At 70.1% G+C, this 17,915-nt stretch carries 16 protein-coding genes; 6 read left to right on the top strand and 10 right to left on the bottom strand.

Going from position 1 to position 17,915, the window contains the following annotated elements:
- Nucleotides 1-179: 179 nt before the first annotated feature.
- Nucleotides 180-485 (bottom strand): biopolymer transporter Tol, encoded by a 306-nt coding sequence (locus DEJ11_RS13830; RefSeq protein ID WP_111104292.1) that lies wholly within the window; start codon nucleotides 483-485, stop codon nucleotides 180-182.
- 44 nt (nucleotides 486-529) lie between these two features.
- Between DEJ11_RS13830 and DEJ11_RS13825 the strand changes: the two genes are divergently transcribed.
- Entirely contained in the window at nucleotides 530-1,603 is a 1,074-nt protein-coding gene (locus DEJ11_RS13825) for a spore photoproduct lyase family protein (protein WP_111092966.1), read from the top strand.
- Between the two features lie 15 nt (nucleotides 1,604-1,618).
- Here DEJ11_RS13825 and DEJ11_RS13820 read toward each other — a convergent pair whose 3' ends face one another.
- Nucleotides 1,619-2,719 (bottom strand): SDR family oxidoreductase, encoded by a 1,101-nt coding sequence (locus DEJ11_RS13820; protein WP_111104290.1) that lies wholly within the window; start codon nucleotides 2,717-2,719, stop codon nucleotides 1,619-1,621.
- A gap of 122 nt (nucleotides 2,720-2,841) precedes the next feature.
- Here DEJ11_RS13820 and DEJ11_RS13815 point away from each other — a divergent pair, with 122 nt between their 5' ends.
- Nucleotides 2,842-3,435 carry a nucleotidyltransferase domain-containing protein gene (locus DEJ11_RS13815; RefSeq protein ID WP_111104289.1) on the top strand — a complete coding sequence of 198 codons (594 nt, stop codon included), beginning with the start codon at nucleotides 2,842-2,844 and terminating at the stop codon, nucleotides 3,433-3,435.
- Complete coding sequence (locus tag DEJ11_RS13810) at nucleotides 3,435-3,833, top strand: hypothetical protein (protein ID WP_111104287.1); 399 nt, start codon at nucleotides 3,435-3,437, stop codon at nucleotides 3,831-3,833. Before DEJ11_RS13815 ends, DEJ11_RS13810 begins: the two co-directional genes overlap by 1 nt.
- A 22-nt stretch (nucleotides 3,834-3,855) precedes the next feature.
- Here DEJ11_RS13810 and DEJ11_RS13805 read toward each other — a convergent pair whose 3' ends face one another.
- A complete protein-coding gene (locus tag DEJ11_RS13805; protein WP_111023514.1) occupies nucleotides 3,856-4,254 on the bottom strand; it encodes a DUF3253 domain-containing protein in 399 nt (132 codons plus the stop codon).
- 81 nt (nucleotides 4,255-4,335) lie between these two features.
- On the opposite strand from DEJ11_RS13805, the gene DEJ11_RS13800 reads away from it, so the two are divergent.
- Nucleotides 4,336-5,676, top strand: a complete 1,341-nt coding sequence (locus tag DEJ11_RS13800; protein WP_258375486.1) for an alpha-amylase family glycosyl hydrolase — start codon at nucleotides 4,336-4,338, stop codon at nucleotides 5,674-5,676.
- An 83-nt stretch (nucleotides 5,677-5,759) separates the two neighbouring features.
- On the opposite strand, the gene mmsB is transcribed toward DEJ11_RS13800, so the two are convergent.
- From mmsB to chvE, 3 genes are all read right to left on the bottom strand, one after another.
- On the bottom strand, nucleotides 5,760-6,941 hold the full coding sequence (gene mmsB / locus DEJ11_RS13795; protein ID WP_027466160.1) for a multiple monosaccharide ABC transporter permease: 1,182 nt from the start codon (nucleotides 6,939-6,941) through the stop codon (nucleotides 5,760-5,762).
- Nucleotides 6,928-8,481 carry a multiple monosaccharide ABC transporter ATP-binding protein gene (gene mmsA, locus DEJ11_RS13790; protein WP_027466161.1) on the bottom strand — a complete coding sequence of 518 codons (1,554 nt, stop codon included), beginning with the start codon at nucleotides 8,479-8,481 and terminating at the stop codon, nucleotides 6,928-6,930. Before mmsA ends, mmsB begins: the two co-directional genes overlap by 14 nt.
- Before the next feature lie 102 nt (nucleotides 8,482-8,583).
- Nucleotides 8,584-9,711: a multiple monosaccharide ABC transporter substrate-binding protein gene (chvE, locus tag DEJ11_RS13785; RefSeq protein WP_111029920.1), complete on the bottom strand. Its 1,128-nt coding sequence runs from the start codon at nucleotides 9,709-9,711 to the stop codon at nucleotides 8,584-8,586.
- Between the two features lie 179 nt (nucleotides 9,712-9,890).
- On the opposite strand from chvE, the gene DEJ11_RS13780 reads away from it, so the two are divergent.
- The gene (locus DEJ11_RS13780; protein ID WP_071404246.1) at nucleotides 9,891-10,940 is read left to right on the top strand and encodes a LacI family DNA-binding transcriptional regulator; all 1,050 of its coding nucleotides are present in this window, start codon (nucleotides 9,891-9,893) and stop codon (nucleotides 10,938-10,940) included.
- 251 nt (nucleotides 10,941-11,191) lie between these two features.
- Here the strand turns inward: DEJ11_RS13780 and DEJ11_RS13775 are convergent, their stop codons facing one another.
- The 4 genes from DEJ11_RS13775 to DEJ11_RS13760 all read right to left on the bottom strand — a co-directional run bounded on the left by DEJ11_RS13775 (nucleotide 11,192) and on the right by DEJ11_RS13760 (nucleotide 16,576).
- Nucleotides 11,192-12,145, bottom strand: a complete 954-nt coding sequence (locus DEJ11_RS13775) for a carbohydrate ABC transporter permease (protein WP_111104285.1) — start codon at nucleotides 12,143-12,145, stop codon at nucleotides 11,192-11,194.
- Between the two features lie 4 nt (nucleotides 12,146-12,149).
- Complete coding sequence (locus DEJ11_RS13770) at nucleotides 12,150-13,118, bottom strand: carbohydrate ABC transporter permease (RefSeq protein ID WP_071247863.1); 969 nt, start codon at nucleotides 13,116-13,118, stop codon at nucleotides 12,150-12,152.
- Between the two features lie 69 nt (nucleotides 13,119-13,187).
- Nucleotides 13,188-14,504, bottom strand: a complete 1,317-nt coding sequence (locus DEJ11_RS13765; protein ID WP_258373745.1) for an ABC transporter substrate-binding protein — start codon at nucleotides 14,502-14,504, stop codon at nucleotides 13,188-13,190.
- Nucleotides 14,501-16,576 (bottom strand): glycoside hydrolase family 127 protein, encoded by a 2,076-nt coding sequence (locus DEJ11_RS13760; RefSeq protein ID WP_111104282.1) that lies wholly within the window; start codon nucleotides 16,574-16,576, stop codon nucleotides 14,501-14,503. Before DEJ11_RS13760 ends, DEJ11_RS13765 begins: the two co-directional genes overlap by 4 nt.
- 164 nt (nucleotides 16,577-16,740) lie before the next feature.
- Here DEJ11_RS13760 and DEJ11_RS13755 point away from each other — a divergent pair, with 164 nt between their 5' ends.
- Complete coding sequence (locus tag DEJ11_RS13755) at nucleotides 16,741-17,739, top strand: LacI family DNA-binding transcriptional regulator (RefSeq protein WP_111104281.1); 999 nt, start codon at nucleotides 16,741-16,743, stop codon at nucleotides 17,737-17,739.
- The last annotated feature ends 176 nt before the right edge of the window (nucleotides 17,740-17,915 follow it).

Here is a 17,915-nt window from a genome sequence, read left to right as displayed (position 1 = left end):
CCTGGTCGTATCGGGCGTACCTGGTCGAATCGGGCGTACCTGCTCAAATCGGGCGTACCTGGTCGAATCGGGCGTACCTGGTCGAATCGGGCGTACCTGGTCGAATCGGGCGTCCCTGGTCGGAAGTTTCGACCAGGGACGCCCGATTCCGCTTTCCATCGCGGGCGTCATGGGAAGGATCAGTCGCGGTCGAGGGCGTCCAGGTCGGCGAGGGCGCGCTCGGCGTCGGCGATCCGGTCGGCCTCGGGGCGGGTCCACCACTCGGGGCCGCGTTCGCCCAGGCCGTGCTTGGCCAGGCCGTTCCGGTGCCGCGCCGCCGCCAGGGCCTCGTCATCGCCCGCGCGCTTCGCGGTCTTCACGGCGTTGCGCCCGCGCCCCAGGTGGCGGCGGAGCGCGGCGGCGAGTTCCTCGGGCAGGGCTGGGTCGGTGCGGCGCCAGCGTCGGCCGTCCACGACGAAGAAGTGGTCGTCGGGTTCAGCGGTCATGGTGCGAGTCTGCACCGTCGGTGGTGCCGGGTAGACAGGAGCTGATGAGCCACGAACGCGTCCGCCCGATGCTCGACGTCCGACGCATCTACGCCGAGCCGGCCGCCCTCGAACTGCAGCGTGGGCAGGAGATCGTCGGGCGCTGGCCGGACGCCGAGATCGTCCCGGTCGAGTCGCACTGGAACATCCCCGAGGTGCACGGCGACGAACGGAACGTCCAGCGCTGGGTGCGGATCAAGACCGAGGCGCTCGTGCTCGGCGTGAAGAAGTCGCTGGTGACCCGGCCGAACGGTCGCTCCGCCGACTTCATCGCACCGTCCACCGCGAACGGCTGCGCGATGGCGTGCGCCTACTGCTACGTGCCGCGGCGCAAGGGCTACAGCAACCCGGTCACCGTGTTCGCGAACATCGACCAGATCACCAAGCACGTGGCGCGGAACATCGCCAAGCAGGGGCCGAAGACCGAACCAAACCAGTGCGACCCGGAGTCCTGGGTCTACGACATCGGCGAGAACAGCGACTGCTCGGTCGACGCGATGATCAGCGACAACGTCCGCGACCTCTGTGACCTGTTCCGGATGACGCCGACGGCCAAGGCCTCGTTCGCCACGAAGTACGTCAACCGCGACCTGCTCGACTGGGACCCGATGGGCCGGACCCGGATCCGCTTCTCACTGATGCCGCACGAGACCGCGAAGGTCACCGACATCCGTACGAGCCCGATCGCCGAGCGGATCGCCGCGGCGAACGACTTCGTCGACGCCGGCTACGAGGTCCACCTGAACTTCTCACCGGTCATCCTCACGCCGACGTGGGAGTCGGACTGGGCCGAGCTGCTCCGGCAGGTCGACGACGTGCTGTCCCCGGGCGCCAAGGCGCAGCTCGCGGCCGAGGTGATCTTCCTGACCCACAACCAGCCCCTGCACGAGGTCAACCTCGGGTGGCACCCCAAGGCCGAGGACCTGCTGTGGCGTCCGGACCTGCAGGAGCAGAAGGTGTCCCAGAACGGTGCCGTGAACGTGCGCTACCGGTCCGGCATGAAGGGGCAGCTCGTCGAGCGCTTCCGCGAACTCGTGGCCGAGCACCTGCCGTCCTGCCGGATCCGGTACGCCTTCTGACCGGCCCCCGACGGATCAGGGGATGAGGCGGTCGGCCCGGTACCGGGCGAACAGGTCCGCGAAGGCCTGCTCGGTCCGGCGGAACGCCGTGAACCCGGCGTCGCGGCTCTTCCCCATGTCGGTGACGACCTCCATCGCACGACCGAGGTCGGCGTCGGTGTGCCACCACGAGGCGAGCCGGGTGATGTCGGCCTCGGCGAGACCGTGGCGCTCGGCGATGCCGGCCCACTCGGACTCGTACGGCGCCATCTGCTCCTCGAGCGGTCGCGGAGCGTCCTCGTAGCCCACCACGCGCGCGGGGTCGACACCGAGGTGCGCGGCCAGGCGCGGCCACATCCAGCGCCACCGGAAGACGTCACCGTTCACGATGTTGAACGGCTCGTCCGCACCCTCGGGTGACGTCGAGGCCCACACCATGTGCTCGGCGAGGATGCCGGCGTCGGTCATGTCGGTGAGGCCGTTCCACTGCGCCTCACTGCCGGGGAACACGAAGTCCAGGTCGAGTTCCTTCGCCAGCGTGGCCTGCACGGCGAGTGTGAGGCCCATGTTCATGGCGTTGCCCACGGCGTGCCCGATCACCGTGTGGGAGCGGTGCACCGACCAGGTGAACCCCTGGCGCTCCGCGGCTGCGAAGAGTTCGTCCTCTTGCGCGTAGTAGAAGTTCGGGGTGTCGAGGCGCGGCTCCTCCTCGTGGAAGGGGGTGTCGGGCATCTCGCCGGCGGCGTACGCCTCGAACGGGCCGAGGTAGTGCTTCAGGCCGGTGACGAGGGCGACGTGCTCGAGCGGAGCGTGCGACAGTGCGGCGAGCAGGTCGCGGACCATGCCGCCGTTCACGCGGATGTTCTCCGCCTCGGTGTCCTGCCGCTGCCAGGCGGTGAAGAAGACGTGGGTCGGGTGCTCGTCGGCGAGTGCGGCCGTCAGGCTCTCCGGGTCGCGCAGGTCGGCCGCGACGGTCCGGACGCCCTGTTCGGCGAGCGGTCGGCGGGAGAGTGCCGTCACGTCCCAGCCGAGGTCGAGCAGGTGGCGCACCAGGGCGGAACCGGTGATGCCACTGGCTCCGACGACCAGGGCTTCGCGGCGGGCAGGGGTCGGTTCGGTCGATCCGGTTGCAGTCATCCCTCGATGCAACCCACGTTGGGCGACACGTGTTCCCTCACCGCGTCCCGGCGACTGGCCTGTGTACACAAAAACGCACCACTTGTACCGTTGAGCGGTACACTCCTCGCGGAGGAACCAACATGCAACTCGTGCAACCACTCGCCACGCTGCTGGGAGCCACACAGGCCGACGCGCTCCGCGTCCTCGCCCGGACCGATTCGGGCATGACCGGACGCCAGGTGGCGCGGGTCGCGGGCGCTGCGCAGCACACCGGCATCAAACGCGCGCTCGACAAGCTCGAGGCAGCAGGGCTCGTGCAGGTCGAGCGTGGTCTCCAGCACTCTGCCTACCGGGTCAACCGGGAACACCTGCTCTGGCCAGCGGTGGAACTCGGCCTCGAAGCCAGCGACGAACTCGAACGTCGGATCGGCGCCTACGTCGAGTCGGCGGAGGCCGGGGTCCTCTCGGTCTCGATCTTCGGGTCAGTCGCGCGGGGCACCGCGACGCCGGCGTCCGACCTGGACCTCCTCGTCGTCTTCGAGCAGACCGTCGACACCGACGTCGTCGTCCGCCTCGGTGACCTCGTCCGGCGGTGGACCGGCAACGAGTGCCAGGTCTTCGACGTGACCCGCGCTGATCTCCGTCGGTTCGTGGCCGAGGGAGACCCGCTCGTCGGGTCGTGGCGAGAAGAAGCCCGAACAGTCTTCGGCGAGGAGATCAGGACGTACATCTGATGGGCGCCCGCGTGCGCGCCGTCGACCGGGCCGCAGTCGCGATGCGCCGCGACGAAGCGCAGGCCTACCTCGAGGTCGCGCTCCTCTCCGTCGAGTCCACGAGTCACGCGGACTGGAAAGCCGCCGGTGCGAACGCTGTGCTCGGCGGGATAGCGGCGTCGGACGCGATCTGCGGTGCGATCCTCGGCCACCACCACCTCGGCGACGACCACGCCGCCGCTCGTCGGCTGCTCGACACGGCCTGCGCACCGGACACCCGACCCGGCCTGCACTTCAAGCGCCTGACCGATGAGAAGACGAACTTCCAGTACTCGACGTCGCGTGTGACCCAGGAGAAGACACGGTCGCTGGTGACCGCGCTCGAACGGCTCATCCGAACGGTTCACGAGCACACCTGAAACAGGCGCGCCGCGACCCGGATCACCGCGGACGGCGGATGCGGATCGGGCCCTTGGCGGTCGACGGGTCGACGACGGACCCGCCCTGGGTGATCTCGACCTCGCCGCGCGCGACCATGCGCCGGGCGGCTCGACGTGCGGGCTCCATCAGCGGTCGCCAGTCGTCCGGGTCGAGTGAGCGTGCGACCTCGGACGGGCAGATGCTCGATGTCCGTGCCCGTGCCGCGAGCAGTTCGTCGATGCGCTGCTCGAGGGCCCGGTCGGTGTCGTCGAGACCGTGTCGGCGGCAGGCTGCCGAACACCACTTCGCCTCCGGTGCCGCCGAGGACGGCATCCGTCGCCCGCACGAGGCGCAGGTCCGTTCGGCGTGTGCCGACTCCGATGCCGACGCGTCGGCTTCCGTCCTGATCGCCCGTCCCATGGCCCCATCCTCGTCCTGCTCGGCAGGGCGGCACACAGCGACCACGCACACGGTCCAGGTGCGCCTGGCAGCATCGGAGCGGTGAACCCCGACACCGCCCCCGCCCGTCCGTCCGAGCCGGCCTGGGTCCAGCACGTGATGTGGTGGCACGTCTACCCGCTCGGCTTCGTCGGCGCCGAGGTCCGCCCTGCGTCACCGGTGGGGGAGCGTCCGCTCGAACACCGCCTCGACCGCCTGACCGGGTGGCTCGACCACGTCGTCGACCTCGGTCTGAACGGTTTGTTGCTCGGCCCGGTGTTCGCGAGCTCTACCCACGGGTACGACACGGTCGACCACTTCCGCGTCGACCCGCGCCTGGGCGACGACTCCGACTTCGACGCCCTGGTCGCCGCAGCGCACGAGCGGGGCGTGCGGGTGCTGCTGGACGGGGTGTTCAACCACGTCGGCCGTGAGCACCCGGCTTTCACCGTGTTGTCCGATCACGGCCCGGAGGCGCCGACCGCCGACCTGTTCGCCATCGACTGGTCCGGGTGGCAGCCGGGGCAGCCGGTGCCCGTCGGACTGTTCGAGGGCCACGACATCCTCGTCGCGCTCGACCACGACAGCCGTGCCACCGAGGACCTCGTGGTGCAGGTCATGACGCACTGGCTGGCCCGCGGCGTCGACGGTTGGCGGCTCGACGCGGCGTACGCGGTGCCGCCGGCGTTCTGGGCGCGGGTGCTGCCGCGGGTGCGGGAGCGGTTCCCGGACGCCTGGTTCAGCGGCGAGGTGATCCACGGCGACGCGGCGGTGATCGCACGCGACTCGACGATGGACTCGCTGACCCAGTACGAGCTGTGGCAGGGGATCTGGCACGGCATCGCGGACCGCAACGGCCACGAGCTCGCGCACGCGATCGAGCGGCACGACGCGCTGCTGGCCACCTTCGCCCCGACGACGTTCGTCGGCAACCACGACGTCACCCGGATCGCGAGCGCGGTGGGGGAGCGGTTCGCCGGGCACGCCGCCGCGGTGCTGTTCACGGTGGCGGGGACCCCGGTGGTCTACGCGGGCGACGAGTACGGCTGGACCGGGGTGAAGGAGGAACGCGAGGGCGGCGACGACGCGGTCCGCCCGGAGTTCCCGGCCGAGGTGCCGGAGCCGACGGACCTGACCCACGCGTACGAGGCGCTCATCGCCCTGCGTCGCCGGAACCCGTGGCTGCACCGCGCACACACCGACGTCGTGCACCTGACCAACACCGCCGTGGTGCTGCGGACCGCGACGGCGGATGCCGCCGTGGTGACCGCCCTGAACCTGTCGGACGAACCCGTCGAGGTGCCCGTGGCCGACGCGACGCAGGTCGAGGCGGGCGGGGCCGATCTCGGGGACGGGACCCTGCGCCTCCCGGCCGGGGGTTGGGCCGTCCTGTCGCGTTCGTGAGCAGAAACGGTCGGGTCCCCATCGAGGACCCGACCGTTTCTGCTCACCAAGCGAACACGCGAACACGCGAACGCGCGCGAACGCTACTTGCGCGCGGACGCCGCCCGGCGCTTGTTGAACACGTCGAACGCGACGGCGGCGAGCAGCACCAGACCCTTGATCAGGGACTGGAACTCGGTGCCGACCCCGAGGATCGACATGCCGTTGTTCAGCAGGCCGATGATCAGACCACCGACGATGGCGCCCGGCACGGTGCCGATGCCACCGGTGACGGCAGCGCCACCGATGAACACGGCGGCGATGGCGTCGAGCTCGAAGCCGTTGCCCGCGCCCGGTGCCGCCAGGTTGAGCTGGCCGGTGAAGACCACGCCCGCCAGGGCCGAGATGACACCCATGTTGACGAAGAGCAGGAACGTGACGCGCTTCGTCTTCACACCCGACAGCTGCGCCGCCAGGGCGTTTCCACCGATCGCGTAGATGTGGCGGCCGAACACCGCGCTCCGCATGACGACCGAGTAGATCACCACGAGGGCGCCGAGCACGACGAGCACGATCGGGGTGCCGTTGTAGCTGGCGAGCAGGAGCGCCACGTAGATCACGAGCACGGCGCCGAACGCCGTCTTCACGATGAACCAGGCGAACGGCTCGCTCTCGAGCTGGTACTTGCGCCGCGTGATGCGACCGCGGAACGCGGCGATCACCATGACGGCCGCAGCGGCGAAGCCGAGGATCATCGTGAGCGGCTCGTACCCGGTGGTGCCGAAGGACGGCAGGAAGCCGGAGCCGAGCGAGCGGAAGCCGGCGGGGAACGGCGAGATCTGCTGGTTCTGCAGCACGATCTGGGCCGCGCCGCGGAAGGCGAGCATGCCCGCCAGCGTCACGATGAACGCCGGGATCCCGAAGTACGCGATCCAGAAGCCCTGCCAGGCGCCGACGAGTGCACCGACCACCAGGCAGAGCACGACCGCGATCGGCCACGGGATGTTCCACTGCGTGATCATCACGCCGGCCATGGCACCGGTGAAGGCGACCACCGACCCGACCGACAGGTCGATGTGGCCGGCGATGATGACCATGACCATGCCGATGGCCAGGATGAGGATGTAGCTGTTCTGGACGATCAGGTTCGAGACGTTGATCGGGGCCAGCGTGATGCCGTTCGTGGTCACCTGGAAGAAGATGACGATGACGATCAGCGCGATGAACAGGCCGATCTGTCGGAGCTGCCCGGTGAGGTAGCCGACGGCGGACTTAAGCGCGTTCATTGACAGGGGTCTCCCGTTCCTGGGTCATGTACTGCATGAGGACCTCGGGCGTCGCCTCGGCGCGCGGGACGTCGGCCGTGATGGTGCCCTCGGAGAGGGTGTAGATGCGGTCGCAGATGCCGAGCAGTTCGGGGAGCTCGGAGGAGATCACGATGACCGCCTTCCCCTGGTCGGCGAGCTGGTTGATGATCGTGTAGATCTCGTACTTCGCGCCGACGTCGATGCCACGGGTCGGCTCGTCGAGGATGAGCACGTCGGGGTCGGCGTACATCCACTTCGACAGGACGACCTTCTGCTGGTTCCCGCCGGAGAGCTTCCCCGTCACGACGTCGACGTTCGGCGCCTTGATGTTGAGGCTCTTGAGGAACTGGGTCGCGACGGTGGTCTCCTCCGAGGAGTTCACGAAGCCCCAGTTGGCGAGCTTGCCGAGTGCCGACCCGGAGATGTTCCGCTTGATGTCGTCGATCAGGTTCAGGCCGTAGCGCTTGCGGTCCTCGGTGACGTAGGCGATGCCGTTGTCGATCGCCTGCGAGACGGTGTGTGTCTTGATCGGGGTGCCGCGCTTGTAGACGGTGCCGCTGATGCCGGTGCCGTAGGACTGACCGAAGACGCTCATCGCGAGTTCCGTGCGGCCGGCGCCCATGAGCCCGGCGATGCCGACGACCTCGCCGGCGCGGACGTTGAGGTTGGCCTGGTGGATGATCTCGCGCGACGAGTCGAGCTGGTGGTGGACGGTCCAGTCCTCGATCCGCAGCAGTTCCTCACCGATGACGGGGTTCTCGCGCTCGGGGTACCGGTTCGACAGGTCACGGCCGACCATCCCGCGGATGATCCGGTCCTCGGACACGTCGTCGGCCCGCATGTCGAGCGTCTCGATGGTCTTGCCGTCGCGGATGATCGTGACCTTGTCCGCGATCGCCTTGATCTCGTTGAGCTTGTGGCTGATGATGATCGCCGTCATGCCCTCGGCCTGCAGCGAGCGGATGAGCTCGAGCAGGTGCGCGGAGTCGTCGTCGTTCAGCGCGGCGGTGGGCTCGTCGAGGATGAGGAGCTTCACCTCCTTCGAGAGCGCCTTCGCGATCTCGACGAGCTGCTGCTTGCCGACACCGAGGTCGACGACCTTGGTGACGGGGTTGTCCTTCAGCCCGACGCGCTTGAGCAGCTCGGCGGCCGTCAGGTTCGTCTTGTTCCAGTCGATGAAGCCGCCCTTGGACTGCTCGTTGCCGAGGAAGATGTTCTCGGCGATCGACAGGAAGGGGCTGAGCGCCAGCTCCTGGTGGATGATGACGACGCCCGCAGCCTCGGAGTCGTTGATGTTCGCGAACCGCACGGGCTCGCCGTCGAGCAGGATCTCGCCGTCGAAGGAGCCGGCCGGGTAGACACCCGACAGCACCTTCATGAGCGTCGACTTGCCCGCGCCGTTCTCGCCGCAGATCGCGTGGACCTGGCCGCGCTCGACCTCGATCGAGACGCCCTGCAGGGCCTTGACGCCGGGGAACGTCTTGGTGATGTCCCGCATCTCGAGGATGGTGTCCGCCATGTGGACGCCTTTCCGTCGTGCGCGCGTGCGCGCGCTGGTGGAGACGGACTGGAGGCGCGGTGCGGGCTGGCACCGCGCCTCCGGTCCGTGAGATGGGCCTGACTACTTCAGGTCGGCTTCGGTGTAGTACCCGGAGTCCACGAGGACTTCCTTGTAGTTGTCCTTCGTGACGACCGTCGGCTGGAACAGGAAGGTCGGGACGACCTTGACCTTGTTGTCGTAGCTCTTCGTGTCGTTGACCTCGGGGTCCTTGCCGGTGAGCAGGTCCTCGGCCATGGTGACGGACTGCTTGGCGAGCTTGCGCGTGTCCTTGTAGATCGTCGAGTACTGCTGGCCGGCGATGATCGACTTGACCGAGGCGGCCTCGGCGTCCTGGCCCGTGACCGTCGGGAGCGGGCGGTCACTCGTGCCGTACCCGGCGCCCTGGAGCGCCGAGATGATGCCGATCGAGATGCCGTCGTACGGCGAGAGCACGCCGTCGAGCGTGGTGCCGCCCGAGTAGGACTTCGCGATCAGGTTCTGCATGCGGGCCTTGGCCGTGGCCGGGTCCCACTGCTGCGTCGCGGCCTGGGACAGCTCGTCCTGGCCGGACTGGATCTTCAGCGTGCCGTCCTCGAGGTACGGCTTGAGCGTCTTCATGGCGCCGTTGAAGAAGAACCCGGCGTTGTTGTCGTCGAGTGAGCCGGCGAAGACCTCGATGTTGAAGGGGCCCTTCTCGCCGGTCTTCTTGCCGTCCGCGTCGAGCACACCCAGGCCGGTGAGCAGGCTGTTCGCCTGGTCGACGCCGACCTTCTCGTTGTCGAAGGACACGTAGTAGTCGACGTTCTTGTTGCCCGTCAGCAGGCGGTCGTACGAGATCACCTTGATGCCGGCCTTGGCGGCGGCGTCGAGCTGGTCGGAGAGCGCGCCGCCGTCGATCGACGCGATGATCAGGACCTTCGCGCCCTTGGTGATCATGTTGCTGACCTGCTGGGCCTGCTGCTGGACCTTGTTGTCGCCGTACTCGAGGTCGACCTTGTAGCCGGCCTTCTCGAGGTCGCTCTTGACGGCGTTGCCGTCCTTGATCCACCGCTCGGAGACCTTGGTGGGCATGGCGACGCCGACGAGGGCGCCCTTGTTGTCGCCGCTGCCGCCACCATCGGTGGACGCACGGCCGCCGGCCGAGCAAGCGGCCAGCGAGATCGCGATGCCGACGGCTGCGACGCCCGCGATGATCCTGCGCTTCATCATCGAAGTACCTCTGTTCCTTCGCGTCGTCCTCGACGCGGTCGGGTGCCGGGGCTGCTGTGCCCCGTGGGATGCGCTCGTGTGAGCGCTCACATCTTGTGGGTTCCGTGACGGGGTGTCAACTCAACACCGCCGTTTCGTGATCTTGCCGCGGCGACCGGACCGAGCGGTACGGTTGGCGCGTGAGCACCACGACCGCCCCCGAGGGCAGGGGCGGCAAGCGCCGGAAGGCCCCGACGATCTTCGACGTCGCCGAACGCGCCGGCGTGTCCCACCAGACCGTCTCCCGCGTGATCAACGGCGATCCGACCGTCCGCGAGCAGTTCCGGACGCAGGTGACCGACGCCGTCACCGAGCTCGGGTACCGGCCCCGCGCCGCCGCCCGGGCGCTCGCCGGTGGGCGGAGCAAGGCGCTCGGCATCATCACCGCCGGCGACGCGCTGTACGGCCCGTCGAGCACCTCGATCGGCTTCGAACGGGCGGCCCGCTCCGCCGGTTACCACGTGCTGCTGTCGACCCTGCCCGAGGAACCGCGGCCGTCCGACCTGTCCGGGGCGCTCACCACGCTGCTCGCGCAGGACGTCGCCGCGATCGTGCTCGTCGCCGCCGACAACCGGGTGCTCGACGCCCTCGCGTCGCTCACCGTGCCGGTCACGGTGCCCGTCGTGGTGTCGAACGCCGTGCAGCGCGACGCCGTCCGGACCCCGGTCGCGCCGAGCGTCGCCGCCGTCGCGATCGACCAGGCGGCCGGCACCTCGCTCGTCATGCAGCACCTGTTCGACCGCGGACACCGCCGGATCGTGCACATCGCCGGGCCGCACGTGTCGCAGGAGTCCGAGGTGCGCCGGGCCACCTACGTGCGGATCATGCAGGACGCCGGGCTCGAACCGGTCGTGCTCGAGGGCGACTGGACCCCGGCGAGCGGCTTCGCGGCCGCCCGGCACATCGACGTGGGGACGGTCGACGCCGTCTTCGCGGGCAACGACCAGATGGCGCTCGGGGTGCTGCACGCCTTCGCCGACGAGGGGCTGCGGGTCCCCGACGACATCGCGGTGGTGGGCTTCGACGACGTCCCCGAGGCCGCGCACTTCACGCCGCCGCTGACCACCGTGCGGCAGGACTTCCGGGCGATGGGAGAGCGGGTGCTCGACACCGTGCGGGCCCTGGTCGAGGGGGAGCCCCGCGACGAGACGCTGCTCGCGCCCGAGCTGGTGGTGCGGCGAAGCACGTAGCGCCCCCTCGCACCGTGCGAGGTGTGCGGGTGGTGCGAGGTTCTCCCGTGCGCGGGCCCGCGGCGCACGGTGCGGCGTTGTGCGGCCGGTGCGAGGTTGATCGCTCGGTGCGGCGCTACAACCCCGCACCGGGCGGCCAACCCCGCACCGACCGAGCGGCCGCGCACGGTGCGAGGCCGCGGCCAACCCCGCACCGACCGAGGGGCCGCGCACGGTGCGAGACCGCGCGCGACCCCGAGCTGACCCGACCGTCAGCCCTTCAACGCCCCGGACGACAGCCCGGCGACGTAGAACCTCTGCAACCCGACGTACAGCGCGATGCACGGGATCATCGCCACCACCGACCCGGCGACGAGGTTGCCGTACGACACCTGCCCGTACGCGCCGGTCTGCAGGTTGAGCAGCGCGACCGGCAGCGTGTACAGCGAGTCCTTCGTCAGGAACGTCAGGGCTCCGAGGAACTCCGTCCACGACGCCAGGAACGCGTAGAGCGCGGCGGTCGCCGCCCCGGGGAGGAGCAGCGGGCGGAGCACCGACACGACGACCCGGAAGCGCGAGGCCCCGTCGACGAAGGCCGAGTCCTCGAGCTCGGTGGGGATCGACTCGAACGCGTTCCGCATCACGAACACCCCGAACGGCAGGTTCACGGTCGTGTAGAACAGCACGAGCCCGAGCAGCGAGTTCGTCAGCCCCATGGCGTTCATCTCGAGGTACAGCGGCGTGAGGATGGCCTGGAACGGCACCATCATCGTCAGCAGCACCAGGCCGAACACGAGCCCGGCGCCCCGGAACCGGAAGCGCGCGAACCCGTAGCCCGCCATGGTCGCGATCACCGCGGTCAGCACCGCCGTGGCGATCGACACGATGAGCGAGTTCACGACGCCGGTGAGCAGGTGCGACGACGAGGCGAACACGGCGGCGAAGTTCTGCCACCCGAGCTGGAAGAACGTCGCCGGGTCGGGGGCCTGCGTGATGACGGCCTCGGACTGGAACGCCCGCAGGATCGACCAGATGAGCGGGACGCCGAACACGAGCGCGGAACCGATGCCGGCGATCGCGTACAGGGTGCGCTTGACGGTGGTGTCGCGGGGATGCTGGACGCTGCCCTGCTGGTGGCGCCGACGGCGGCCGTCACCCGTGGTGGTCAGGGTCCTGGTGGACAGGTCCAGCGCCGCGAGGGCCGCACGGGAGGTCGTGGTGCTCATGGCGTCAGTCCTTCTCTCGCAGTGCCCAGAACTGGAACACCGTCACGGCGGCGATCACCACGACGAGGGCGATCGACTGGGCGGTCGCCGCTCCGAGCTGCAGGTTCACGAACCCGCGGTTGTAGATCGCGTTCACGATCGTCGTGGTCTCGGTGCCCGGCCCGCCCTGGGTCAGGATGTAGAACTGGTTGAAGGCGAGCAGCGAGCCGATCACCGAGATGATGACGCTCAGCGCCACGGTCGATCGGATCATCGGGAACGTGATGAGGCGCTCGGTCTGCCACCAGGAGGCCCCCTCGAGCTGCGCCGACTCGTAGACCTCGTCGGGGACGCCCTGCATCGCCGACATGAGCAGCACCATGGTCAGCCCGGACACCGCCCAGACCACGAGCACGCAGATGAGCAGTGTCGCCAGCGGACCGTTCACGAGCCACGCGGTGCTGCCGTCGGTGATCCCGAGCCAGCGGAGCACCATGTTGACCGCCCCGGAGTTCGGCTGCGCCTCGAGCACGAGCATGAACGAGAGCGTCGTCAGCCCGACCACGTACGGCAGGAAGAACACCGTCCGCAGGATCGTGCTGCCACGGCGACGGGCCCGGACGAGCACGGCGAGGAAGTACCCGAGCGCCAGGATCGGCAGGGTCACGATCGCCGTGTACAGCAGCGTGTAGCCGATCGCGTGCACGAACGTCGGGTCCTGGAACAGCGTCAGGTAGTTCTGCAGTCCGATGAACCGGTACGGGCCGATCAGGGGCCAGTTCGTGAACGAGATGTAGAGCGCGAACACGAGCGGCACGAGCACGAAGACGGCGACGAACAGGATCGCCGGGGCGACGAGGACGGCGCCGGTGCGCGGCGGGTGGGTGAGCGAGTTGCGGGTCCGGACGGAGCCGCCACGCCCCGGGCCGCGGCCCACGGTGGGACGGCCCGGGCCGGTCCGGCCGGCGGGGCGCCGGGTGGAGATGGTCGACATGCGTGCACCTCTCTGTGCATCAACAAGAGCGAGACGAGCGGGACGAGCGGAGAAGACAGGCAGGCAGGCTCAGGCCTGCACCTGGTCGAGGATCCGCTGGTAGTCGGACTGCGCCGTCCGCATGGCGGCAGCGCTCCCCGACCCGAACACGGCCTCGCGGAACATCGCGAAGTACGGCGACGACGGCTGGTTGTTGAGCAGGTTGTACGCCAGCGTCTGCGGTGCGTAGCCCTTGTCGATGGCGTCGAGTGGCCCGTACGCCAGCGGGAACCGCTTGCGGTACTCCGGGGTGGCGGCGTCGGACCGCGTCGGGAAGTACCCGCCGTCCGGCAGTGCCTGCTGCTGCTGGAGGCCGTTCGCGTACTGCATGAACGCCCACCCACCGGACGGGTTCGCCGCCCCGTTCGGGATGCACATGTTGTCGCCGCCGTCGAAGAACGACCGCTGGCCGTCCCACGACGGGATGAGCACCGTCTGCATCTTCGCCCGCATCGCCTTGGTGGCCGCGGGCACGGTCGCCCCGTACGAGGTCGGGAAGATCCCCACCTTGCCGGCCCGGAAGTCGGCACCCCACGTGGTGCCGGCATCGGAGTACGTCGCCTTCGACAGCACGCCGTCCTTCCACAGCTGCCGGTAGAACTCGAGCATGCGTTCGAGGGCCTCGTTGCCGGTGATGTTCGCCCGCTGGGACCCCACCTCGCCGGTCATCATGTCGACCCCGGTCGCCCAGACGTGCGGCTGCGTGACGAAGCCGATGATGCCGGCGGCGTTGCCGGAGATCGACCACCCGTACACGTCGTCGTCGAGCTTCCGGATGGCCTTCGCCGCGTCGAGCAGCGTGGACAGGTCCTTCGTCGACTCCTCGACGTCGAGGCCCGCACGCTCGAACAGCTCGGTGTTCACGAACAGCTGCGAGTTGTCGGCCAGGTAGGGCAGCCCGTAGTACCGGTCGCGGTACTCGAGCAGCCGCAGGTGCCCCGGCGAGATCGCGTCGAAGTAGTCCAGGCTCTTGACCACGTCGGTCAGGTCGGCGAACGCCTCGCGGAAGATGAACAGCTGCGAGTTGATGTCGTCGATGTCGACGACGTCCGGCGGCTCACCCCCGCGGATCGCGGTCGCGAGCTTGGTGACGTACTGCGCGTCCGGCACGGGCGTCAGCTGGACCTGCAGCGCCGGGTTCGCCTTGTTGAACCCGGCGACGGCCGACGTCAGGCCGGCCTGGGTCGCCGACCGGCACCACACCTGCACGGTGCCGGTCGCGTTCTTCCCGAAGCTCGCGGGCTTCGCGACGACCTTCGGCAGGGTGCCGGAGCACCCGGCCAGGGCGAGGGCGGCCCCGCCGGCGACGCCACCGACGAGGAACGCTCGGCGGTCCACGCCGGTCACCGCGCCAGCGGGAGCCAGACGCGCATCGGCGCGGCTCCCCGGTTGGCCCACGCGTAGTACGGGACGGCGATCGCGGTGACGTCGCGACCGGCCTGGAGGCCCGTGGTGGCGCCCTGCGGACCGGCCACGTCGTCGACGTTGGTCACGTCTCCGGCGTGATCCGCGCCTCTCCCCACGTGCTCGGCCGCCACGTCGCTCCGCAGGCTCCGCGACGCGTCGGAACCGGCACGCGTGGGCCCAGACCGGGTCGCGTCCAGACGCTGGTACGGCCAGGCGGGCTGCACGTGCTCGGCGGGGGCGTGCCCCGGGACCCGCAGCGTGACGACGCCGTCGAGCAGGTCGTCGCGGCGCTCCTCGGTGATCGGCGCGTCCGCGTCGACCGTCAGGTCGTCGACCGTGAAGCCCTGCTGGTCCGCCTGCTCGACCGCGTACACGAGCGGGCCGCGCTCGATCGCGACCTGCCCGCGAGCGGCGTCGATGCGGGCGTCGGCGACGTAGCGGTGCGGCGTCGTGTCGAAGACGAGCTCGACCGTGTCGCCCGCCGACCACTCGCGGTCGACGACGTGCAGCGTGCCCGCTGTCGGACTCGCGGACCCGTCCGGACCCGTGACGGTCGTGGTGTCCGACCAGGCCGGGATGCGCAGCCCCAGGGCGAGCGGGCCGTCCTCGGTGACCGTGACACGGACGCGGCCGTCGTGCGGGTAGTCGGTCTCGACCCGCACCGGACCGAGGTCGGCGGTGGCGTACTGGTGGATCTGCAGCCCGCCGTCGGTCGCGGTCGCCAGGTAGCCGTCGAGGCTCGCGAAGGTGCGCATGATGTTCGGCGGGCAGCAGGCGCAGTCGAACCAGCCGCGGCGCCCGTGGGCGGGGGAGCGGTTCTCGTCCTGGTGGGCGTGGTCGCGCTGCTGGAGCGGGTTCACGTAGAAGTACTCGGTACCGGCCAGGCTCACCCCGGCGAGGAACGCGTTGTAGAGCAGGCGCTCGATCGCGTCGGCGTAGACCGGCTTGCCGGTGGCGAGCAGCAGGCGCCAGGCCCACTGCACGCCGCCGATGGCCGCGCAGGTCTCGGCGTAGCCGCGGTCGGTCGGCAGCTCGTACGGGTCGCCGAACGCCTCCCAGTCCCAGCGCGCCCCGAGGCCGCCGGTGATGAAGGCCTTCGTCGCCATCATGTCCGCGAACTGCGTCTCGCTCGCGGCGAGGAGCTCGGTGTCCCCGGTCTCGATCGCGACGTCCACGGCACCCGCAGCCAGGTACACGGCGCGCACGGCGTGCCCCTCGACGGTCGTGGCCTGCCGGCTCGGCACCCGGTCGGAGAAGTACGTCGGCTCGCCGCCGGCGCGCTCGATGATGCCGTGCCCGCGGGCGTCGACGAACCAGTGCGCCAGGTCGAGGTAGTCACGGTTGCCGGTCTCGCGGTACAGCTCGACCAGGCCCATCTCGACGACGGGGTGGCCGTCGACGTCGCGCGTCTTCGGCGTGCCGTCCGGTGCGGTGCCGTCGCCGAACGTGCGGACCAGGTGGTCGGCGTTCTTGATCGCGACGTCGAGCAGCCCGGTGTCGCCCGTCGCACGGTGCTGGGCCACGGCCGCCTGGTACAGGTGCCCGGCGCAGTACATCTCGTGGCTCCACTTGAGGTCCGTGTACCGCTCGCCCTTCCCACGGACCTGCTGGACGGAGTCGAGGTACCCGTCGTCGGCCTGTGCCCGGGCGTACAGGGCGGTGACCTCGCGCTGCAGGTCGAGCAGGTCCTCGGCGGGGGCGCGGCCGTACTCCCAGGCCACGGCCTCGAGCCACTTCGTCACGTCGGAGTCCATGAAGATCGGGCCGACGGCCTCGCCCTCCTCGAGTCCCGCGGCGATGCGGAGGTTGCGGAAGTTGCCGGCCGTCTCGAGCTGCTGGTAGCCGCTGCGGACGGCGTCGCGGCCGTTGCGCTCCTGGCGGAGCGCCCAGAAGCCGCCGGTGATCCGGGCGTCGCCGGTCGGCAGCGGCCGGAGCGTCAGGCGTGCGTCGGCGGTCGGGAGGACCGGGGTCGCGGTGTGCGCGCCGCGATCGGTCGCGAGCGTGGTGGTCATGTCGCCTCCTTGCGATGTGACTGGCACCGTGCGGATGGAGCTGGCCATCCGGAAAACGGTTTCTGCGGTGGACGCTACGACACCGGGCGCACGCCGCGCAAGAGCATTCCGGCGGTTTTGTGTAAGGTCATCGGCACGCCCTGATCGTCGGAAAGGTGGTTGCCGTGACGCTCGAACGCACCGGACAGCCGATCCGGATCACCGACGTGGCGGCGCTCGCCGGGGTGTCGATCGGCACCGCGTCGAAGGCGCTGAACGGCACCGGACAGCTGCGGGACGCCACCCGGCTGCGGGTGAAGGAAGCCGCCGAGAAGCTCGGGTTCGTCGGCGATGCCCGGGCCCGTGCGCTGTCATCCGGGCGGACCTACACCGTCGGCATGATCACCACCGACTCGTTCGGACGGTTCTCGATCCCGGTGCTGCTCGGCGCCGAGGACGCCCTGTCCGCCGGGCGGATGGCCGTCCTGCTGTGCGACACCCGCGACGACCACGTCCGCGAGGCCCACTACCTGCGCTCCCTGGCGGCCCGCGGCGTCGACGGCATCATCGTGACCGGCCGTTCCGCCGACGCCCGGCCCCCGATCGACGTGTCGATCCCCGTCGTCTACGCCTTCACACCCTCGACCGACGACGCCGACGTGTCGGTCACCCTGGACGACGCCGCCGGGTCGGCACTCGTCGCCTCGCACGTGCGCTCGCTCGGGCGGCAGCGGGTCGCGATCGTGACCGGGCCGGCGCGACACCGGTCCGCCGCGCGACGGGTGGCAGGTGCCTCGTCGGTCCTCGGGCCGCACCTGGTCACCGACCCGCTGTACGGCGAGTGGTCGGAGCGCTGGGGACGGCAGGCCGTGGACGTGCTCGCACGGGAGTCGCCCGACGTCGACGCGATCGTCTGCGGCAGCGACCAGATCGCCCGGGGCGTGTGCGACCGGCTGCGGGAGCTCGGGCGTCCGGTGCCCGGAGACGTCGCGGTCACGGGGTTCGACGACTGGGACGTGATGGCGCTCGCCTCGAGGCCGCCGCTGACCACCGTGGACCTGCGGCTCGAGGAGCTCGGGCGCGTCGCGGGACAGGCGCTCCTCGCCCTGATCGACGGCGGGACGGCGTCGTCGGCGGCCGTGACCCCGTCGCTCGTCATCCGCGAGAGCACCGTCGGCGCGTAGGGCGCGGTCGGTCGGGGCTCGGCGCTCGGGGGTCGGGGCTCGCGAGGTCGCGCGAACTGCCGCGCGTCGTGCCGTCCGGCGGCAGTTCGCGCGACCTCCGCGGACGGGTCGCGGCGTGTCGTGCGATCTCGGCGGCGCTGGTGCTGTTGCTCGTGCTCGTGGTCGAGCGGTCACAA

It is taken from the genome of Curtobacterium sp. MCLR17_058 (assembly GCF_003234705.2).
In the GTDB taxonomy this organism is placed as follows: Bacteria; Actinomycetota; Actinomycetes; order Actinomycetales; family Microbacteriaceae; genus Curtobacterium; species Curtobacterium flaccumfaciens.
Note: the sequence above shows the minus strand (reverse complement) of the source record. Positions and strands in the feature narration are given on the sequence as shown.

Coding starts and splice junctions, on each gene's coding strand:
- DEJ11_RS13830 (WP_111104292.1), bottom strand. CDS start 485: ATGACCGCTGAACCCGACGACCACTTCTTCGTCGTGGACGGCCGACGC.
- DEJ11_RS13825 (WP_111092966.1), top strand. CDS start 530: ATGAGCCACGAACGCGTCCGCCCGATGCTCGACGTCCGACGCATCTAC.
- DEJ11_RS13820 (WP_111104290.1), bottom strand. CDS start 2,719: ATGACTGCAACCGGATCGACCGAACCGACCCCTGCCCGCCGCGAAGCC.
- DEJ11_RS13815 (WP_111104289.1), top strand. CDS start 2,842: ATGCAACTCGTGCAACCACTCGCCACGCTGCTGGGAGCCACACAGGCC.
- DEJ11_RS13810 (WP_111104287.1), top strand. CDS start 3,435: ATGGGCGCCCGCGTGCGCGCCGTCGACCGGGCCGCAGTCGCGATGCGC.
- DEJ11_RS13805 (WP_111023514.1), bottom strand. CDS start 4,254: ATGGGACGGGCGATCAGGACGGAAGCCGACGCGTCGGCATCGGAGTCG.
- mmsB (WP_027466160.1), bottom strand. CDS start 6,941: ATGAACGCGCTTAAGTCCGCCGTCGGCTACCTCACCGGGCAGCTCCGA.
- mmsA (WP_027466161.1), bottom strand. CDS start 8,481: ATGGCGGACACCATCCTCGAGATGCGGGACATCACCAAGACGTTCCCC.
- chvE (WP_111029920.1), bottom strand. CDS start 9,711: ATGATGAAGCGCAGGATCATCGCGGGCGTCGCAGCCGTCGGCATCGCG.
- DEJ11_RS13775 (WP_111104285.1), bottom strand. CDS start 12,145: ATGAGCACCACGACCTCCCGTGCGGCCCTCGCGGCGCTGGACCTGTCC.
- DEJ11_RS13770 (WP_071247863.1), bottom strand. CDS start 13,118: ATGTCGACCATCTCCACCCGGCGCCCCGCCGGCCGGACCGGCCCGGGC.
- DEJ11_RS13760 (WP_111104282.1), bottom strand. CDS start 16,576: ATGACCACCACGCTCGCGACCGATCGCGGCGCGCACACCGCGACCCCG.